Origin of the sequence: Streptomyces sp. NPDC045431, assembly GCF_040646655.1 — a bacterium.
Classification (GTDB): Bacteria; Actinomycetota; Actinomycetes; order Streptomycetales; family Streptomycetaceae; genus Streptomyces.
Genome location: NZ_JBEZAQ010000016.1, coordinates 78,878 through 95,688 on the forward strand (window position 1 = coordinate 78,878; position 16,811 = coordinate 95,688).

11 protein-coding genes are annotated in these 16,811 nt (G+C 72.0%); 7 read left to right on the forward strand and 4 right to left on the reverse strand.

Annotation, left to right across the window (positions count from 1 at the left end):
- Positions 1 to 104 precede the first annotated feature (104 nt).
- The 3 genes from AB0A69_RS26640 (at position 105) to AB0A69_RS26650 (ending at position 4,295) form a co-directional block, all read left to right on the forward strand.
- A complete protein-coding gene (locus tag AB0A69_RS26640) occupies positions 105 to 995 on the forward strand; it encodes a FadR/GntR family transcriptional regulator (protein WP_361427027.1) in 891 nt (296 codons plus the stop codon).
- 755 nt (positions 996 to 1,750) lie between these two features.
- On the forward strand, positions 1,751 to 3,301 hold the full coding sequence (locus AB0A69_RS26645) for an RNA polymerase sigma factor (protein WP_361427030.1): 1,551 nt from the start codon (positions 1,751 to 1,753) through the stop codon (positions 3,299 to 3,301).
- A gap of 217 nt (positions 3,302 to 3,518) precedes the next feature.
- Positions 3,519 to 4,295, forward strand: coding sequence for a serine protease (locus AB0A69_RS26650; protein WP_361427234.1), 777 nt, complete (start codon positions 3,519 to 3,521; stop codon positions 4,293 to 4,295).
- Positions 4,296 to 4,442: 147 nt separating this feature from the next.
- Here AB0A69_RS26650 and AB0A69_RS26655 read toward each other — a convergent pair whose 3' ends face one another.
- Positions 4,443 to 4,670 carry a hypothetical protein gene (locus AB0A69_RS26655; protein ID WP_355356818.1) on the reverse strand — a complete coding sequence of 76 codons (228 nt, stop codon included), beginning with the start codon at positions 4,668 to 4,670 and terminating at the stop codon, positions 4,443 to 4,445.
- 442 nt (positions 4,671 to 5,112) lie between these two features.
- Here AB0A69_RS26655 and AB0A69_RS26660 point away from each other — a divergent pair, with 442 nt between their 5' ends.
- The gene (locus AB0A69_RS26660; RefSeq protein ID WP_361427034.1) at positions 5,113 to 7,230 is read left to right on the forward strand and encodes a DNA topoisomerase IV subunit B; all 2,118 of its coding nucleotides are present in this window, start codon (positions 5,113 to 5,115) and stop codon (positions 7,228 to 7,230) included.
- Positions 7,231 to 7,293: 63 nt separating this feature from the next.
- On the opposite strand, the gene AB0A69_RS26665 is transcribed toward AB0A69_RS26660, so the two are convergent.
- Positions 7,294 to 7,977, reverse strand: a complete 684-nt coding sequence (locus AB0A69_RS26665) for a response regulator (protein WP_361427037.1) — start codon at positions 7,975 to 7,977, stop codon at positions 7,294 to 7,296.
- Entirely contained in the window at positions 7,974 to 9,539 is a 1,566-nt protein-coding gene (locus AB0A69_RS26670; protein ID WP_361427237.1) for a sensor histidine kinase, read from the reverse strand. Before AB0A69_RS26670 ends, AB0A69_RS26665 begins: the two co-directional genes overlap by 4 nt.
- Before the next feature lie 625 nt (positions 9,540 to 10,164).
- Between AB0A69_RS26670 and AB0A69_RS26675 the strand changes: the two genes are divergently transcribed.
- A complete protein-coding gene (locus AB0A69_RS26675; protein ID WP_361427040.1) occupies positions 10,165 to 11,247 on the forward strand; it encodes a GTP-binding protein in 1,083 nt (360 codons plus the stop codon).
- Positions 11,248 to 11,293: 46 nt separating this feature from the next.
- Here AB0A69_RS26675 and AB0A69_RS26680 read toward each other — a convergent pair whose 3' ends face one another.
- Complete coding sequence (locus AB0A69_RS26680; protein WP_361427043.1) at positions 11,294 to 13,747, reverse strand: DNA topoisomerase IV subunit A; 2,454 nt, start codon at positions 13,745 to 13,747, stop codon at positions 11,294 to 11,296.
- A 194-nt stretch (positions 13,748 to 13,941) separates the two neighbouring features.
- On the opposite strand from AB0A69_RS26680, the gene AB0A69_RS26685 reads away from it, so the two are divergent.
- On the forward strand, positions 13,942 to 15,327 hold the full coding sequence (locus AB0A69_RS26685; RefSeq protein WP_361427047.1) for a pitrilysin family protein: 1,386 nt from the start codon (positions 13,942 to 13,944) through the stop codon (positions 15,325 to 15,327).
- A gap of 26 nt (positions 15,328 to 15,353) precedes the next feature.
- On the forward strand, positions 15,354 to 16,721 hold the full coding sequence (locus AB0A69_RS26690; RefSeq protein WP_361427239.1) for a pitrilysin family protein: 1,368 nt from the start codon (positions 15,354 to 15,356) through the stop codon (positions 16,719 to 16,721).
- Positions 16,722 to 16,811 lie beyond the last annotated feature (90 nt).

Here is a 16,811-nt window from a genome sequence, read left to right on the forward strand (position 1 = left end):
TCCTTCCGATAAGGCGTCAATTGGGCAGCGAGCGCCGATCACCCTTTCGTGTGCTTTTCACCAAAGACCTCAAGGGCCGTGGAAGCCACGCCGACAAAGGATGCGTGAGTACCCTTGCGCACACCATGATGACCGCCACCCGCCCCGTCGAGTCCGGCCTCGCGGCCCCGGGTGGACTGGACCGCTATCCCTACGCGGAGACGCCCGGCGTGGCCGATCGTGTCGGCCCTCCCGCATGGGAGAGCGCCGACACGGAGTTGGGCCGGGTGGGCCGCCGGGCGGCGGGCAGCCGCGGCCGCGGACTGCACGGCCAACTCGTCCAGCAGCTCGGCCAGATGATCGTCTCCGGCGACCTGGGCGCCGACCGCCCGCTCGTCCCCGAGGAGATCGGTCAGCGCTTCGAGGTCTCCCGGACCGTCGTCCGCGAGTCCCTGCGCGTCCTCGAGGCCAAGGGCCTGGTCAGCGCACGCCCCAACGTCGGCACCCGGGTCCGACCGGTCAGCGACTGGAACCTGCTGGATCCGGACATCATCGAGTGGCGGGCCTTCGGGCCGCAGCGCGAGGACCAGCGCCGCGAGCTCGGCGAGCTGAGGTGGACCATCGAGCCGCTGGCCGCGCGTCTCGCCGCCGGCCACGGCCGCGAGGACATTCAGCAGCGCCTCGGTGACATGGTCGACATCATGGGCCATGCGTTTGCGCAGGGTGACGTGATCACGTTCTCCCGTGCGGACGCGGAGTTCCACTCCCTGCTGATCCAGGTCGCGGGCAACCGGATGCTGGAGCACCTCTCCGGCATCGTCTCCGCCGCCCTCCAGGTCTCCGGATCGCCGACGATCAGCTGTGACCGCCCCAGCGAGACCTGCGTCTCCCACCATGCGCGCATCGTCGACGCCCTGGCCACGGGTGACGGGCAGGCCGCCGAGGCGGCGATGCGGCAGCTGCTGACCATCCACCCCGAGGTGGAACGAGTCGTTCCCGCTCCGCGCGAGCACTGAGCCGCCGCCGTCGCGCCGTCGGCGGCCGCGTACGACGTACGGGCACGGCGGAGGCCGCGGGCGCGGCCTGTCGCCGAGCCCGAGCCAGAGTCCATGCCAGGAGTTCGAGCCCCGGGCGGGCCGGCCGCCGCGCGCGCCGGGTGACGCCGGCCCGGGGGCTCTCGCCCCGACGGCCCCGCCCGTCCTCCGCGGGCGCACCCGGCCTCCGAGCCCCGGCGGTCCCCGCGGCCCTGCCGTCCCGGTACCGGCCGGGCCGAGCCCGATCCCGCTGCGGCGTCTGCACCCGGGAGGCATCCGGTCCCGCGGAAGCCGCGGGCGACGCGGGCCCCGGGGTGGCGTAAGGCTCCCGGCCCCTCGGGCCGGCCGTACGGCGCGGGGCAGGTCGAGGCGCCGACCACGTCCGAGCCCGGCCCCGGACACCTTGTTACAGGCCCCTGCGCGATCCCCGGCCCCCGCCCGACACGCGCTTTTCACGCTCTGCCGCACGCGATTGCACGGGAAATCACCCCATCCACCCCCTTTGGGGCCATCTGGGGTGTGACTCGGGCCACGTGAAACGGGCGTAACGCTCCTCGAAGCCCTGCGATGACCTAAGAGGTGACAGCCGAGGAGGGAATACAGCCGCCGCTCATGGCGCTGTGCAGCTCCGAGGTTCTCCACCCGCGTCGTCGGCACATTCCCAGCCGGCGGTCGTCGGCTCCGGCCCGATCATGGGCGGGGCCGGAAGCCGTTTCCATCGTTCCGAGAGGTTGTTCGTGTCGGCCAGCACATCCCGTACGCTCCCGCCGGAGATCGCCGAGTCCGAGTCTGTGATGGCGCTCATCGAGCGGGGAAAGGCTGATGGGCAGATCGCCGGCGATGACGTGCGTCGGGCCTTCGAGGCTGACCAGATTCCGCCAACCCAGTGGAAGAATGTTCTGCGCAGCCTCAATCAGATCCTCGAGGAAGAGGGTGTGACGCTGATGGTCAGTGCAGCGGAGTCGCCTAAGCGCGCCCGCAAGAGCGTCGCAGCGAAGAGCCCGGCGAAGCGCACCGCCACCAAGACCGTCACCGCCAAGACGACCGTGACGAAGCCCGTCACGGCCGCCGCGGCCCCGGCGGCCCAGAGCACGGAAGCCGCGGCCGACGAGGCCGGCGGCACCGCCAAGAAGGCGGCCGCGAAGAAGACCGCCGCCAAGAAGACGGCGGTGAAGAAGACCGCCGTCGCCAAGAAGACCACGGCCAAGAAGACCGCGGCCAAGAAGGACCCCGACGAGATCCTCGAGGGCGAGGAGCTGCTCGACGACGTCGCGCCCGGCAAGGGCGAGGAGGACGAGACCGACGGCGAGGCCAAGGGCTTCGTCCTCTCCGACGAGGACGAGGACGACGCGCCGGCGCAGCAGGTGGCCGTCGCCGGTGCCACCGCCGACCCGGTCAAGGACTACCTCAAGCAGATCGGCAAGGTCCCGCTGCTCAACGCCGAGCAGGAGGTCGAGCTCGCCAAGCGCATCGAGGCGGGTCTGTTCGCCGAGGACAAGCTGGCGAACTCCGACAAGCTGGCGCCGAAGCTCAAGCGCGAGCTGGAGATCATCGCCGAGGACGGGCGCCGCGCCAAGAACCACCTGCTGGAGGCCAACCTCCGCCTCGTGGTCTCGCTGGCCAAGCGCTACACCGGCCGCGGCATGCTCTTCCTCGACCTGATCCAGGAGGGCAACCTGGGTCTGATCCGCGCGGTCGAGAAGTTCGACTACACCAAGGGCTACAAGTTCTCCACGTACGCCACCTGGTGGATCCGTCAGGCGATCACCCGTGCCATGGCCGACCAGGCCCGCACCATCCGTATCCCGGTGCACATGGTCGAGGTCATCAACAAGCTCGCGCGCGTCCAGCGCCAGATGCTCCAGGACCTGGGCCGCGAGCCCACTCCGGAGGAGCTGGCCAAGGAGCTCGACATGACCCCCGAGAAGGTCATCGAGGTCCAGAAGTACGGCCGCGAGCCGATCTCGCTGCACACCCCGCTCGGCGAGGACGGCGACAGCGAGTTCGGTGACCTGATCGAGGACTCCGAGGCGGTCGTCCCGGCCGACGCGGTCAGCTTCACGCTCCTGCAGGAGCAGCTGCACTCGGTGCTCGACACGCTCTCCGAGCGTGAGGCGGGTGTGGTGTCCATGCGCTTCGGCCTCACCGACGGTCAGCCGAAGACGCTGGACGAGATCGGCAAGGTCTACGGCGTGACCCGTGAGCGGATCCGCCAGATCGAGTCCAAGACCATGTCGAAGCTGCGCCACCCGTCGCGCTCGCAGGTGCTGCGCGACTACCTGGACTGACGGTCCGAGCTGGTACGACACACGCCGCGAGGGCCCGGTTCCCGGAAGGGAGCCGGGCCCTCGCGGCGTGTGAGCGGGTGCGGGCCGGGCCGGGGTGGCGGACCCTGGGTGAACATGGTTCACCGGAGAGTCAGGAGACCGAATGCGTCCTGTGCGTCCTCTGCGCCGTCCCCTCGGCCTCAGCCGGACATGGCCGCGTCGCGCCGCGGCCGTGGTCATGAGCGTGCTGGCGGCGGCCACCGCGCTGTCCTTCGCCGCGCCCGTGGCCGCCGACAGCGCGGTGGTCGGCGGACAGCCGGTACGCGCTTCGGACAGCCCCTGGGCGGTGGCCCTCGCCAGCCGTGCGCGGTTCGGGAGTGCGCGCGCGGGCCAGTTCTGCGGCGGGGTGGTCGTGGCACCCACCAAAGTGGTCACCGCCGCCCACTGCCTGGGACCGGCGGTGCTGGGCCCGGACCCCGGCGCACTGACCGATCTCGCGGTGATCGCGGGGCGCACCGAGCTGCACGGACAGGGCGGTCGGGAGGTCCCGGTGACACGGGCGTGGATCAGTCCGGCGTACGACCCCGAGACGCAGTCGGGAGACCTGGCCGTGCTGACGCTGGCGAGCGCGCTGCCGCGTTCGTTCGTGATCAAGGTCGCGGGCGCGGGTGACCCGGCGTACCGGCCGGGGACGAGCGCCGACGTGTACGGCTGGGGCGACACGACGGGGGGCGGCGCCTACGCGTACGGGCTGCGCTCGGCGCGTGTCAGCGTCCTGCCGGACGAGGTCTGCGGACGCGCCTACGCGTCGGGTGCGGGAGGGGCGTACATCCCCGCGACGATGCTGTGCGCGGGTGACCCGCAGGGCGGGCGGGACGCGTGCCAGGGGGACAGCGGAGGCCCGCTGGTCGCCCAGGGGCGGCTGATCGGCCTGGTCTCCTGGGGCAGCGGCTGCGGGCAGCCGGGCAGCCCCGGCGTCTACACCCGGGTTTCGGCGGTGATGCCGCAGCTGTGACGCGGCCGCGGCCGCGGCTCATGGCCACGGCTCACGGGCCGTGCAGGGCGTGAGGGTACGAGAACGGGCGGCCCGCCCCCTGGGTGTGGGGGAAGCCGCCCGTCGGCCGGTCCTGGACCGGGCCCCTGGCTCGTCGGGATGTGAGCGTCAGCGATCCTCTTCGGTGCTGGCCGGCACAGCGGTGAGCCGGTCCGTCTCATCCTGTATTTCCGCGGCGATCTTCTTGAGTTCCGGCTCGAACTTGCGCCCGTGGTGGGCACAGAAGAGCAGTTCGCCACCGCTGGTCAGCACGACGCGCAGATATGCCTGGGCGCCGCAGCGGTCGCAGCGGTCGGCGGCCGTCAGCGGGCTCGCGGGGGTCAGAACAGTAGTCACGTCGCCTCTTCTCTAGCTCGACGAGCTGTCGTACCAGGGTCAACATCCAACCAGGCCGAAAACGTTCCCGCTCGTGGCTTTTCCTCGAAACTTTTTCCAAGGTGGCTGTCTGCTGCCGGTTGGCGGCGAATGAGCCGTATTGCTGTGCTCTACGGGTTTCGCGTTGTTTGCGGTGTTATGCCTAGCTCGGTCCTCCCGGCCGGGTTGCCGGTTGTGCATGAGGACGTGCCCGGAGCCTAAATGGTTCATGCCTGGAAGGGAACGTGATGTCCACGTCACCCCATCGAGGGATCGAACACCTTTGCGACGCTGGACTAGCATGAGGGATCACGAGGGTGGCGTGACAACCGCTCTACCAGGCCTCGGTACCCTCTGAGCCGGTGACAGACGCCGGGCTCTACCCCCATGGGCCAGATCTTAAATTCAGCGAGGAGCGAACCGCGTGACCGCCGAGACGTCCGTGCCGTCCAGTGCGCTGCTGACCGCAGACCGTGACGGTTCCAACTACACCGCGCGGCATCTGCTCGTACTGGAGGGGCTCGAGGCGGTTCGCAAGCGTCCCGGCATGTACATCGGGTCCACCGACAGCCGCGGCCTGATGCACTGCCTGTGGGAGATCATCGACAACTCCGTCGACGAGGCCCTCGGCGGGTACTGCGACCACATCGAGGTCATCCTCCACGAGGACGGCTCCGTCGAGGTCCGGGACAACGGCCGCGGCATCCCCGTCGACGTCGAGCCGAAGACCGGCCTGTCCGGTGTCGAGGTCGTCATGACCAAGCTGCACGCCGGCGGCAAGTTCGGCGGCGGCTCGTACGCCGCCTCCGGCGGTCTGCACGGCGTCGGCGCCTCCGTGGTGAACGCCCTCTCCGCCCGCCTCGACGTCGAGGTCGACCGGAACGGCTCCACCCACTCCATCAGCTTCCGCCGCGGCGTCCCGGGCATCTTCACCGAGTCCGGCCCCGACGCCCCGTTCGACCCCGCGAACGGACTGCGGAAGGTCAAGCGCGTCCCGAAGACCCGCACCGGCACCCGCGTGCGCTACTGGGCGGACCGCCAGATCTTCCTCAAGGACGCCAAGCTCTCCCTGGAGCACCTGCACCAGCGCGCCCGCCAGACCGCCTTCCTGGTGCCCGGCCTGACCATCGTGGTGCGCGACGAGCGCGACCTGGAGGGCGAGGGCAAGAGCGAGGAGGTCTTCCGCTTCGACGGCGGCATCAGCGAGTTCTGCGAGTACCTCGCGCAGGACAAGGCCGTCTGCGACGTGCTCCGCCTCACCGGGCAGGGCACCTTCAAGGAGACCGTGCCGGTTCTCGACGAGCGCGGCCACATGACGCCCACCGAGGTCACCCGCGAGCTCGGCGTCGACGTGGCGCTGCGCTGGGGCACCGGCTACGACTCCACGGTCAAGTCCTTCGTCAACATCATCGCCACCCCCAAGGGCGGCACCCACGTCACCGGCTTCGAGCGCGCGGTCACCAAGACGGTCAACGAGGTGCTGCGCGCCAGCAAGCTGCTGCGCGTCGCCGAGGACGACATCGTCAAGGACGACGCCCTGGAGGGCCTCACCGCCGTCGTGACCGTACGGCTCGCCGAGCCGCAGTTCGAGGGCCAGACGAAGGAGGTCCTCGGTACGTCCGCGGCGAACCGCATCGTCGCCAACGTCGTCGCCAAGGAGCTCAAGGCCTTCCTGACCTCCACCAAGCGCGATGCCAAGGCCCAGGCCCGCGCCATCCTGGAGAAGGCCGTCGCCGCGGCCCGGACGCGTATCGCCGCCCGCCAGCACAAGGAGGCGCAGCGCCGCAAGACCGCGCTGGAGTCCTCGTCCCTGCCCGCGAAGCTCGCGGACTGCCGCAGCGACGACGTGGAGCGCAGCGAACTCTTCATCGTCGAGGGCGACTCCGCGCTGGGCACGGCGAAGCTCGCCCGGAACAGCGAGTTCCAGGCGCTGCTGCCGATCCGCGGCAAGATCCTCAACGTTCAGAAGTCGTCCGTCTCGGACATGCTCAAGAACGCCGAGTGCGGCGCGATCATCCAGGTCATAGGGGCGGGTTCCGGCCGGACCTTCGACATCGACGCGGCGCGTTACGGCAAGATCGTGCTCCTCGTCGACGCCGACGTCGACGGCGCGCACATCCGCTGCCTGCTGCTGACCCTCTTCCAGCGCTACATGCGCCCGATGGTCGAGGCGGGACGGGTCTTCGCCGCCGTACCGCCGCTGCACCGCATCGAGCTGGTCCAGCCCAAGAAGGGCCAGGACAAGTACGTCTACACGTACTCGGACAACGAGCTGCGGCAGACGCTGCTGGAGTTCCAGCGCAAGGGCGTCCGGTACAAGGACTCCATCCAGCGCTACAAGGGCCTCGGCGAGATGGACGCCGACCAGCTCGCGGAGACCACCATGGACCCGAGGCACCGCACCCTGCGCCGGATCAACATCGGTGACCTGGAGGCGGCGGAGCAGGTCTTCGACCTGCTGATGGGCAACGAGGTCGCCCCGCGCAAGGAGTTCATCACCAGCTCGGCGGCGACCCTGGACCGCTCGCGCATCGACGCCTGACGTCTGACGCCTGACGCCTGACGTCCGACCCCTGGCGCCGGAGTCCTGCTGGGCCGCCGCCGCCTAGGCGGCAGCGGCCCAGACGTAACGGTGCTCCGGCCGGCCCGTCTCGCCGTACCGGAGGGACAGCCGCACCCGGCCCGCCCGTTCCAGCAGCTTCAGGTACCGCTGGGCGGTCTGGCGGCTGACGCCCGCCCGCTCGGCGATCTCCTGCGCCGACAGCGGTCCGTCGGCGGCCAGCAGCACCTGCCGTACGAGCTCCGCCGTGGTGGGGGAATGGCCCTTGGGCAGGTCCGGGGCGCCGGAGGCGACCGACAGCGCGCCGAAGATCCGGTCCACCTCGGCCTGTTCGGCCTCGCCGCCGCCCTCCAGGGTGCGGCGCAGCGCCGCGTACGCCTCCAGCTTGGGGCGCAGGCCCGCGAAGTTGAACGGCTTCACCAGGTACTGCAGCGCCCCGTGGCGCTGCGCGGCCCGGACGGTCGCGACGTCGCGGGCGGCCGTCACCATGATCACATCGGTCTGGTGGCCGCGCCGGCGCAGTTCCCGTACGACCGCGAGCCCGTTCTGGTCCGGCAGGTAGTGGTCGAGCAGGATCAGGTCCAGATCGGGCAGCTCCTCGACGCGGGCGAGCGCCTCGGCCGCCGTGTGGGCCGAGGCGACGACCTCGAAGCCGGGCACCTTCGCCACGTACGCCGCGTTGATCGCGGCGACCCGGACGTCGTCGTCCACGACGAGCACGCGGATCATCGGACGCCCTCCACGGTGGGGGCCGGCTGCGTCAGCGCCTCCGGGAGGACGACGGTGAACTCGGCGCCGCCGCCGGGCGACTCCCCGACCCGTACGCCGCCGCCCTGCCGTTCCGCCAGCCTGCGCACCATGGCCAGCCCCAGGCCCCGCTCCCCGCCGTGTGCCGGGCGTTCCTTGGTGGACCAGCCCTCCGTGAAGATCAGCTCGCGTCGCTCGGGCGGCACCCCGGGGCCGCTGTCCGCGACGCGCAGCACCGCCGTACGCCCCTCGGCGCGCAGCTCGACCTCCACGACCGGCTCCTCGGAACCGGCCGCCGCGTCCAGCGCGTTGTCGATCAGGTTGCCGACGACCGTGACCAGCTCGCGCGGCTCGACCAGCCGGTCCGGCAGCAGCGTGCCGGGCGCGACGCGCAGCGAGACGCCGCGCTCCGCCGCCACCGTGGCCTTGCCCACCAGCAGCGCCGCCAGCAGCGGATCGTGCACCTTCTCGGTGACCTGCTCGGCCGTCGTCCGGTGCACCCCGACCACCTCGGTGACGAACTCCACCGCCTCCTCGTGCATCTCCAGCTCCAGCAGTCCGAGCAAGGTGTGGAGGCGATTGGCGTGCTCGTGGTCCTGGGCGCGCAGCGCGTCGATGAGGCCGCGCGTCGAGTCCAGCTCGCGCCCCAGCCGCTCCAGTTCGGTCCGGTCGCGCAGGGTGGCGACGGCGCCCCCGTCGTCCGTCGGCATGCGGTTGGCGATCAGCACCCGATGCCCGCGTACGGTCACCAGGTCCTCGCCGGTGACCCGCCCCGCCAGCACGTCGGTCGTACGCCCCTCGCCGAGCACCTCGTCCAGCGGCCGCCCGATGGCCTCCGGGCCCACGCCCAGCAGCCGCTGCGCCTCGTCGTTCAGCAACCGCACCCGCCCGGCCCGGTCGAGGGCGACGACGCCCTCCCGGATGCCGTGGAGCATCGCCTCGCGCTCCGCGAGGAGGGCCGAGATGTCGGAGAAGGCGAGGTCGTGCGTACGGCGCTGGAGGCGGCGCGAGATCAGGTACGCCGCCAGCGCGCCGACGGCGAGGGCGCCACCCGCGTACGCGAGGAGCCCGGGGATCGCGGCCAGCAGGCGGGCGCGCACGCTGTCGTACTCGATGCCGACCGACACCGCGCCGACGATGTCGCCGTCCGCCTCGCGCAGCGGGACCTTGCCCCGGGCCGAGCGCCCGAGGGTGCCGCTGTCGATCTCCATGACGTCCTTGCCGGCGAGGGCGTCGCTCGGGTCGGTGGAGACCACCCGGCCGATCTTGCGCGGGTCGGTGTGCGACCAGCGCACCCCGCGACGGTCCATGATCACCACGTACTCGGCGCCGGTGGCCTTCCTGATCCGCTCGGCCTCGGCCTGGACGGGCCCGCCGGCGGCCGGCGGCGAGTGCAGCAGCCGGCCGGCGACCTCGGGGGACGCGGTGGTCTCGGCGATGGCGAGCGCGCGCCGCATCGCCTGGTCGTCGAGCTGGTCGCTCAGCGGGGCCAGGAACAGGCCGGTGGCGAGCACGGTGACACCGGTGGCGATGGCCAGCTGCATCAGCAGGACCTGCGAGAAGACCCGCTGCGGCCAGCCGAAACGCCGCCTGCGCGCAGCGGGGGCGCGCGCGGGCGAGGCGGCGGACGTGGGGGTCGGTGCGGGGCTCACTCCAGGAACCGTAAGAGGAAACGCCGCGCCGGGGAAACGTTCGGGCACATGACCGACGTCACGCCGGAACCGTGGTCACGGGGGCCTGGTGATCACGGGCCTCGTGGCCACGGGCCTCGCCACTCCGGCCCCCGGCCTCGCGCCCCCCCGCCCGCGATCACCGCGACCTCGGGCCCCGTGGTCACGGGCCTCCCGCCCGGGGCCGGGTGGCCTCGGGCCGACGGTCTCCGACCGGGCGGGGCGGTGTTGCCGTCGGCCCACGCCCCGGGCGACCATCCACCCCCTTCGCGGCCGGTTCCCGGCGCTTGCGGCGGTACGCGGCCGAGGCGTGCGCCCCCGGCGACGCCACCTCCGCTGCGGCCCCGTTACCCGCCGCCCCGGCCCGGCGGTCTCGTGCCTCGCCAACCCGCGGCTCGGCGGCCTCGGGCCCCGCCGCACCGATCACCCGTCGCCCCGGCCCCGCCTATCCTGAGGGCCGCAAGCCGCCGGACGCGGAGCCGATCGAGAAGGGTGCCCCTTGAGCAGCAGCGTGCCGCAGCAGATTCCCGCCATCCCCGTCGTCGTCCTCTCGGGCTTCCTGGGGTCGGGCAAGACCACCCTGCTCAACCACCTCCTGCGCAGCGCCAGAGGCACCCGCGTCGGCGTCATGGTCAACGACTTCGGCGCGATCGAGATCGACGCCATGACGGTCGCCGGCCAGGTCGGCTCCACCGTCTCCCTCGGCAACGGCTGCCTGTGCTGCGCCGTCGACGCCAGTGAACTCGACACCTACCTGGAGACCCTCACCCGGCCCTCCGCCCGCCTCGACGTCATCGTCATCGAGGCGAGCGGCCTCGCCGAGCCGCAGGAGCTGGTGCGGATGATCCTCGCCAGCGACAACGACCGGGTGGTGTACGGCGGGCTGGTCCAGGTCGTGGACGCCGCCGAGTTCGACGCCACCCGCGCCCGCCATCCCGAGACCGACCGGCACCTCGCCCTCGCCGACCTCGTCGTCGTCAACAAGGCCGACCGCGTGGACGCCGGCGAACTGCGCCGCGTCCACGGCGCCGTCGCGGCCCTGGCCGAGCGGGCCGCCGTCGTCGACGCCGCGTACGGCCGGGTCGACCCCGAGCTCCTCTTCGACCGGGCCGCCCGGCGCGAGGGCGGCGACGACTGGATCGAGGGGCAGCTCTCCTTCGACGACCTGCGCGAGGACGAGCACCACGACCACCCGCACGCGGCGTACGACACAGTGTCCTTCACCGCCGACGCGCCGATGCACCCGCGCCGGCTGCTGGACTTCCTCGACTCCCGCCCCGAGGGCCTGTACCGCATCAAGGGCTTCGTCGACTTCGGCGACGCCGACCCCGCCAACCGCTACACCGTGCACGCCGTCGGCCGGTTCCTCCGCTTCTACCCGGAGCCCTGGCCCGAGGACGACGCAGAGCGCCTCACGCAGCTCGTGCTCATCGGCTCCGGCGTCGACGCCGACGGCCTGCGCAAGGCCCTCGACGCGTGCCGGGTGACCGGTCCGCAGGACGCCCCCGAGGAGCACACCATGTGGGGTGTCCTGCGGTACGTGCCGGAGCCCGCGGAGCCGTCCCCCGAGGACGGTTCGTAAGGCGCCCTCACCGCCCACGGCTGCCCATGGACGGCGAGGGCGTCCGTTACGACGCCGGGCCCGCCAGCGCCGCTACCGGGTTGGCCAGCGGCGTACCCGAGCCGTCGCGGCGCGGGTCGGTCTCGGGCAGCTCGACCGGGGTGCCGTTCTTCTGGGCCGCCCGGGCCGGGGCCGCGCCCGCCCAGGCCAGGACCAGGGTGTCCTCGCCCTTCAGGAAGCGCTGGCAGCGCACGCCACCGGTCGCGCGGCCCTTGCGCGGGTACTGGTCGAACGGCGTCAGCTTCGCCGACATGCCGGCCTTCGGGTCCAGCGCGCCGGAGGAGCCCGCGACCGTGAAGACCACCGCGTCCGCCGCCGGGTCGACCGCGGTGAACGAGATCACCTCGGCGCCGGCCGCCAGCTTGACGCCGGCCATGCCGCCCGCCGGGCGGCCCTGCGGCCGCACCTGCGAGGCCGGGTAGCGCAGCAGCTGCGCGTCGGAGGTGATGAAGACCAGGTCCTCCTCGCCCGTGCGCAGCTCCACCGCGCCGACGATCCGGTCACCCTCCCTGAGACCGATGACCTCCAGCTCGTCCTTGTTGGCCGGGTAGTCCGGCACCACGCGCTTGACGACTCCCTGGAGCGTGCCGATCGCCAGGCCCGGCGACGACTCGTCCAGCGTGGTCAGGCAGACGACCGTCTCGTCCTTCTCCAGGGTCAGGAACTCCGACAGCTGCGCCCCGCCCGACAGGTTCGGGGCGCCCGCCGTGTCCGGCAGCTGCGGAAGGTCGATCACCGGCAGCCGCAGCAGCCGCCCGGCGGACGTCACCACGCCCACGTCGCCGCGCTGCGTCGCCGGCACCGCCGAGACGATCACGTCGTGCTTGGTGCGCTTGCCGTCGCTGTCCGGGAGCGGCTCCCCGCTCGCCGTGCGGGCCAGCAGCCCGGTGGAGGACAGCAGCACCCGGCACGGGTCGTCGGCGACCTCCAGGGACACCGCCGCGACGGGCGAGCCCGCCGACTCCAGCAGGACCGTGCGCCGCTCGGTGCCGAACTTCTTGGCCACGGCGGCCAGCTCGGAGGAGACCAGCTTGCGCAGCTCGGCGTCGGACTCCAGGATCCGCGTCAGCTCCTCGATCTCGCTGTTGAGCCGGTCGCGCTCGCCCTCCAGCTCCAGCCGGTCGAACTTGGTGAGCCGCCGCAGCGGGGTGTCCAGGATGTACTGCGTCTGGATCTCGCTCAGCGAGAAGCGCTCGATCAGCCGCTCCTTGGCCTGCGCCGAGTTGTCGCTGGACCGGATCAGCCGGATGACCTCGTCGATGTCGAGGAGTGCGACGAGCAGGCCCTCGACCAGGTGCAGCCGGTCGCGCTTCTTGCCGCGCCGGAACTCGCTGCGGCGCCGTACGACCTCGAAGCGGTGGTCGAGGTAGACCTCCAGCAGCTCCTTGAGGCCCAGCGTGAGCGGCTGCCCGTCGACCAGCGCCACATTGTTGATGCCGAAGGACTCCTCCATCGGCGTCAGCTTGTAGAGCTGCTCCAGGACGGCCTCCGGGATGAAGCCGTTCTTCACCTCGATGACGAGCCGCAGCCCGTGCGCGCGGTCGGTGAGGTCCTTGACGTCGGCGATGCCCTGGAGCTTCTTCGCCGCCACCAGGTCCTTGATCTTGGCGATCACCTTCTCCGGGCCCACCGTGAAGGGCAGCTCCGTCACCACCAGGCCCTTGCGGCGCGCCGTCACGTTCTCCACGGTCGCGGTCGCGCGGATCTTGAAGGTTCCGCGGCCCGTCTCGTACGCGTCCCTGATCCCGGACAGGCCCACGATCCGGCCGCCGGTCGGCAGGTCCGGACCCGGCACGTACCGCATCAGGGTCTCCAGGTCGGCGCCCGGATGCTTGATCAGGTGGCGGGCGGCGGCGATGACCTCGCCCAGGTTGTGCGGCGGCATGTTGGTCGCCATGCCGACCGCGATCCCGGACGCGCCGTTGACCAGCAGGTTGGGGAAGGCCGCGGGCAGCGCGACCGGCTCGCGCTCCTGGCCGTCGTAGTTGGGTGTGAAGTCGACGGTGTCCTCGTCGATGGACTCCGTCATCAGCGACGTCGCGTCGGCCATCCGGCACTCGGTGTACCGCATGGCGGCCGGCGGGTCGTCGTTGCCCAGCGAGCCGAAGTTGCCGTGGCCGTCGACCAGCGGCAGGCGCATCGAGAACGGCTGCGCCATGCGCACCAGCGCGTCGTAGATCGACGCGTCACCGTGCGGGTGCAGCTTGCCCATCACCTCGCCGACGACCCGGGCGCACTTGACGAACCCGCGCTCCGGGCGCAGGCCCATCTCGTTCATCTGGTACACGATCCGGCGGTGCACCGGCTTCATGCCGTCGCGGGCGTCGGGGAGGGCCCGGGAGTAGATCACCGAGTACGCGTACTCGAGGAAGGAGCCCTGCATTTCGTCGACGACGTCGATGTCGAGGATCCGCTCCTCGTAGTCGTCGGGCTGCGCGGTCTTCGTGCTGCGGCGGGCCATCGCGGCTGCGCTCCTTCACCAGGCAAAGGCTGATCTGTCGCCGACCATTGTGGACCGTCCCACTGACAACCCCGACCGCGACCCGGAAGAGGGACGATCGGGCCGGACGGGAACTTCCGCGACCGTCGGTGCGCTTGCATACAGTGGCAGGACTTTCACGGCACGACATTCGCATCGCGATCGAAGGGACGTACATGCCCATGGGTCACACGGCCACAGCCCAGGCCGGCTCCGGCGGACTGACAGCGACCGAGCACCGGCTGGCCAACGGCCTGCGCGTGGTGCTCTCCGAGGACCACCTGACCCCGGTCGCCGCGGTATGCCTCTGGTACGACGTCGGCTCGCGCCACGAGGTCAAGGGCCGCACCGGCCTCGCCCACCTCTTCGAGCACCTGATGTTCCAGGGCTCCGCGCAGGTCAAGGGCAACGGCCACTTCGAGCTCGTCCAGGGCGCCGGCGGCTCCCTCAACGGCACCACGAGCTTCGAGCGGACCAACTACTTCGAGACGATGCCCACCCACCAGCTGGAGCTGGCCCTGTGGCTCGAGGCAGACCGGATGGGCTCGCTGCTCACCGCGCTCGACGACGAGTCCATGGAGAACCAGCGGGACGTCGTCAAGAACGAGCGCCGCCAGCGGTACGACAACGTCCCGTACGGCACCGCCTTCGAGCGGCTCACCGCCCTCGCCTTCCCGCAGGGCCACCCCTACCACCACACGCCGATCGGCTCCATGGCGGACCTCGACGCCGCCACCCTGGAGGACGCGCGGAACTTCTTCCGTACGTACTACGCGCCGAACAACGCAGTGCTGTCCGTCGTCGGCGACATCGACCCCGAGCAGACGCTCGCCTGGATCGAGAAGTACTTCGGCTCCATCCCGGCCCACGACGGCAAGCAGCCGCCGCGCGACGGCACGCTCCCCGACGTCATCGGCGAGCAGCTGCGCGAGGTCATCGTGGAGGACGTCCCGGCCCGCGCGCTGATGGCCGCCTACCGCCTGCCGCACGACGGCACGCGCGAGTGCGACGCCGCCGACCTGGCCCTGACCGTCCTCGGCGGCGGTGAGTCGTCCCGGCTCCACAACCGCCTGGTGCGCCGCGACCGTACGGCCGTGACCGCCGGCTTCGGCCTGCTGCGCCTCGCCGGGGCCCCCTCCATGGGCTGGCTGGACGTGAAGACGTCCGGCGGCGTCGAGGTGCCGGACATCGAGGCCGCGGTCGACGAGGAGCTGGCCCGGTTCGCCGCCGAGGGCCCGACGCCCGAGGAGATGGAGCGGGCCCAGGCCCAGCTGGAGCGCGAATGGCTGGACCGGCTCGGCACGGTCGCCGGCCGCGCGGACGAGCTGTGCCGGTTCGCCGTGCTGTTCGGCGACCCGCAGCTCGCGCTCACCGCCGTCCAGCGCGTCCTGGACGTCACCGCCGAGGAGGTGCAGGCCGTCGCCAAGGCCCGCCTGCGCCCGGACAACAGGGCCGTACTGGTCTACGAGCCCGTCAACGGTGATCAGGGCGGGGCCGCCGACAGCGACACCGACCAGAGCGACGCCGACCGCAGCGAGGAAGAAGAGGGGGCCGACCAGTGAGCGACGCCGCTGTGTCCCTGACGTCCATGGAGTTCCACCCGCAGCCCACGCCCGGCACCGCCAGGCCCTGGGCCTTCCCCGCCCCCGAGCGCGGCACCCTGCCCAACGGTCTGACCGTGCTGCGCTGCCACCGCCCCGGCCAGCAGGTCGTGGCCGTCGAGATCTCCCTCGCCGCCCCCCTGGAGGCCGAGCCCGAGGGCCTGGACGGTGTCGCCACGATCATGGCCCGGGCGCTGTCCGAGGGCACCGACAAGTACTCGGCGGAGGAGTTCGCCGCCGAGCTGGAGCGCTGCGGCGCCACCCTCGACGCACACGCCGACCACCCCGGCGTACGCGTCTCCCTGGAGGTCCCGGTCTCCCGGCTGGCCAAGGCCCTCGGCCTGGTCGCCGACGCCCTGCGCGCGCCCGCCTTCGCCGACAGCGAGGTCGAGCGCCTGGTGCGCAACCGGCTCGACGAGATCCCGCACGAGATCGCCAACCCGGCGCGCCGCGCCGCCATGCAGCTCTCCAAGGAGCTGTTCCCGGCCGACTCCCGGATGTCCCGCCCCCGCCAGGGCACCCTGGAGACGGTGGAGCGCATCGACTCCGCGGCCGTACGGGCCTTCTACGAGGCCCATGTCCGGCCCGCCACGGCCACCGCGATCGTCGTCGGCGACCTCACGGACGTCGACCTCGACGCGGTGCTCGCCGACACCCTCGGCGCCTGGACCGGCGACACCGCCGAGCCCCGCCCCGTACCGCCCGTCACGGCCGACGACACGGGCCGCGTCGTCATCGTCGACCGCCCCGGCGCCGTGCAGACGCAGCTGCTGATCGGCCGCATCGGCTCCGACCGGCACGACCGCGTCTGGCCGGCCCAGGTGCTCGGCACCTACTGCCTGGGCGGCACCCTGACCTCGCGCCTGGACCGCGTCCTGCGTGAGGAGAAGGGCTACACCTACGGCGTACGGGCCTTCGGCCAGGTGCTCCGCTCCGGTCCCGAGGGCAACGGCGCCTCGATGCTCGCCATCAGCGGCTCCGTCGACACCCCCAACACCGGCCCGGCGCTCGACGACCTGTGGAAGGTGCTGCGCACCCTCGCCGCCGAGGGCCTGACCGACGCCGAGCGGGACGTCGCCGTGCAGAACCTCGTGGGCGTCGCCCCGCTCAAGTACGAGACGGCGGCCTCGGTCGCGGGCACCCTCGCCGACCAGGTCGAGCAGCACCTCCCGGACGACTTCCAGGCGCGGTTGTACGCCCGCCTGGCCGAGACCGGGACGGTGGAGGCCACGGCCGCGGTCGTCAGCGCCTTCCCGGTGGACCGTCTCGTCACGGTGCTCGTCGGCGACGCCGCGCAGATCAAGGAGCCGGTCGAGGCGCTCGGTATCGGCGAAGTCAGCGTCGTCAGCGGCTGATTGACGGCGGATCGGCCGCGCGTCACCAGCGGAACCCCGGCATCCATGCGGATGCCGGGGTTCCGCTGTCTGTTCCCCGGTCCGCCGCAT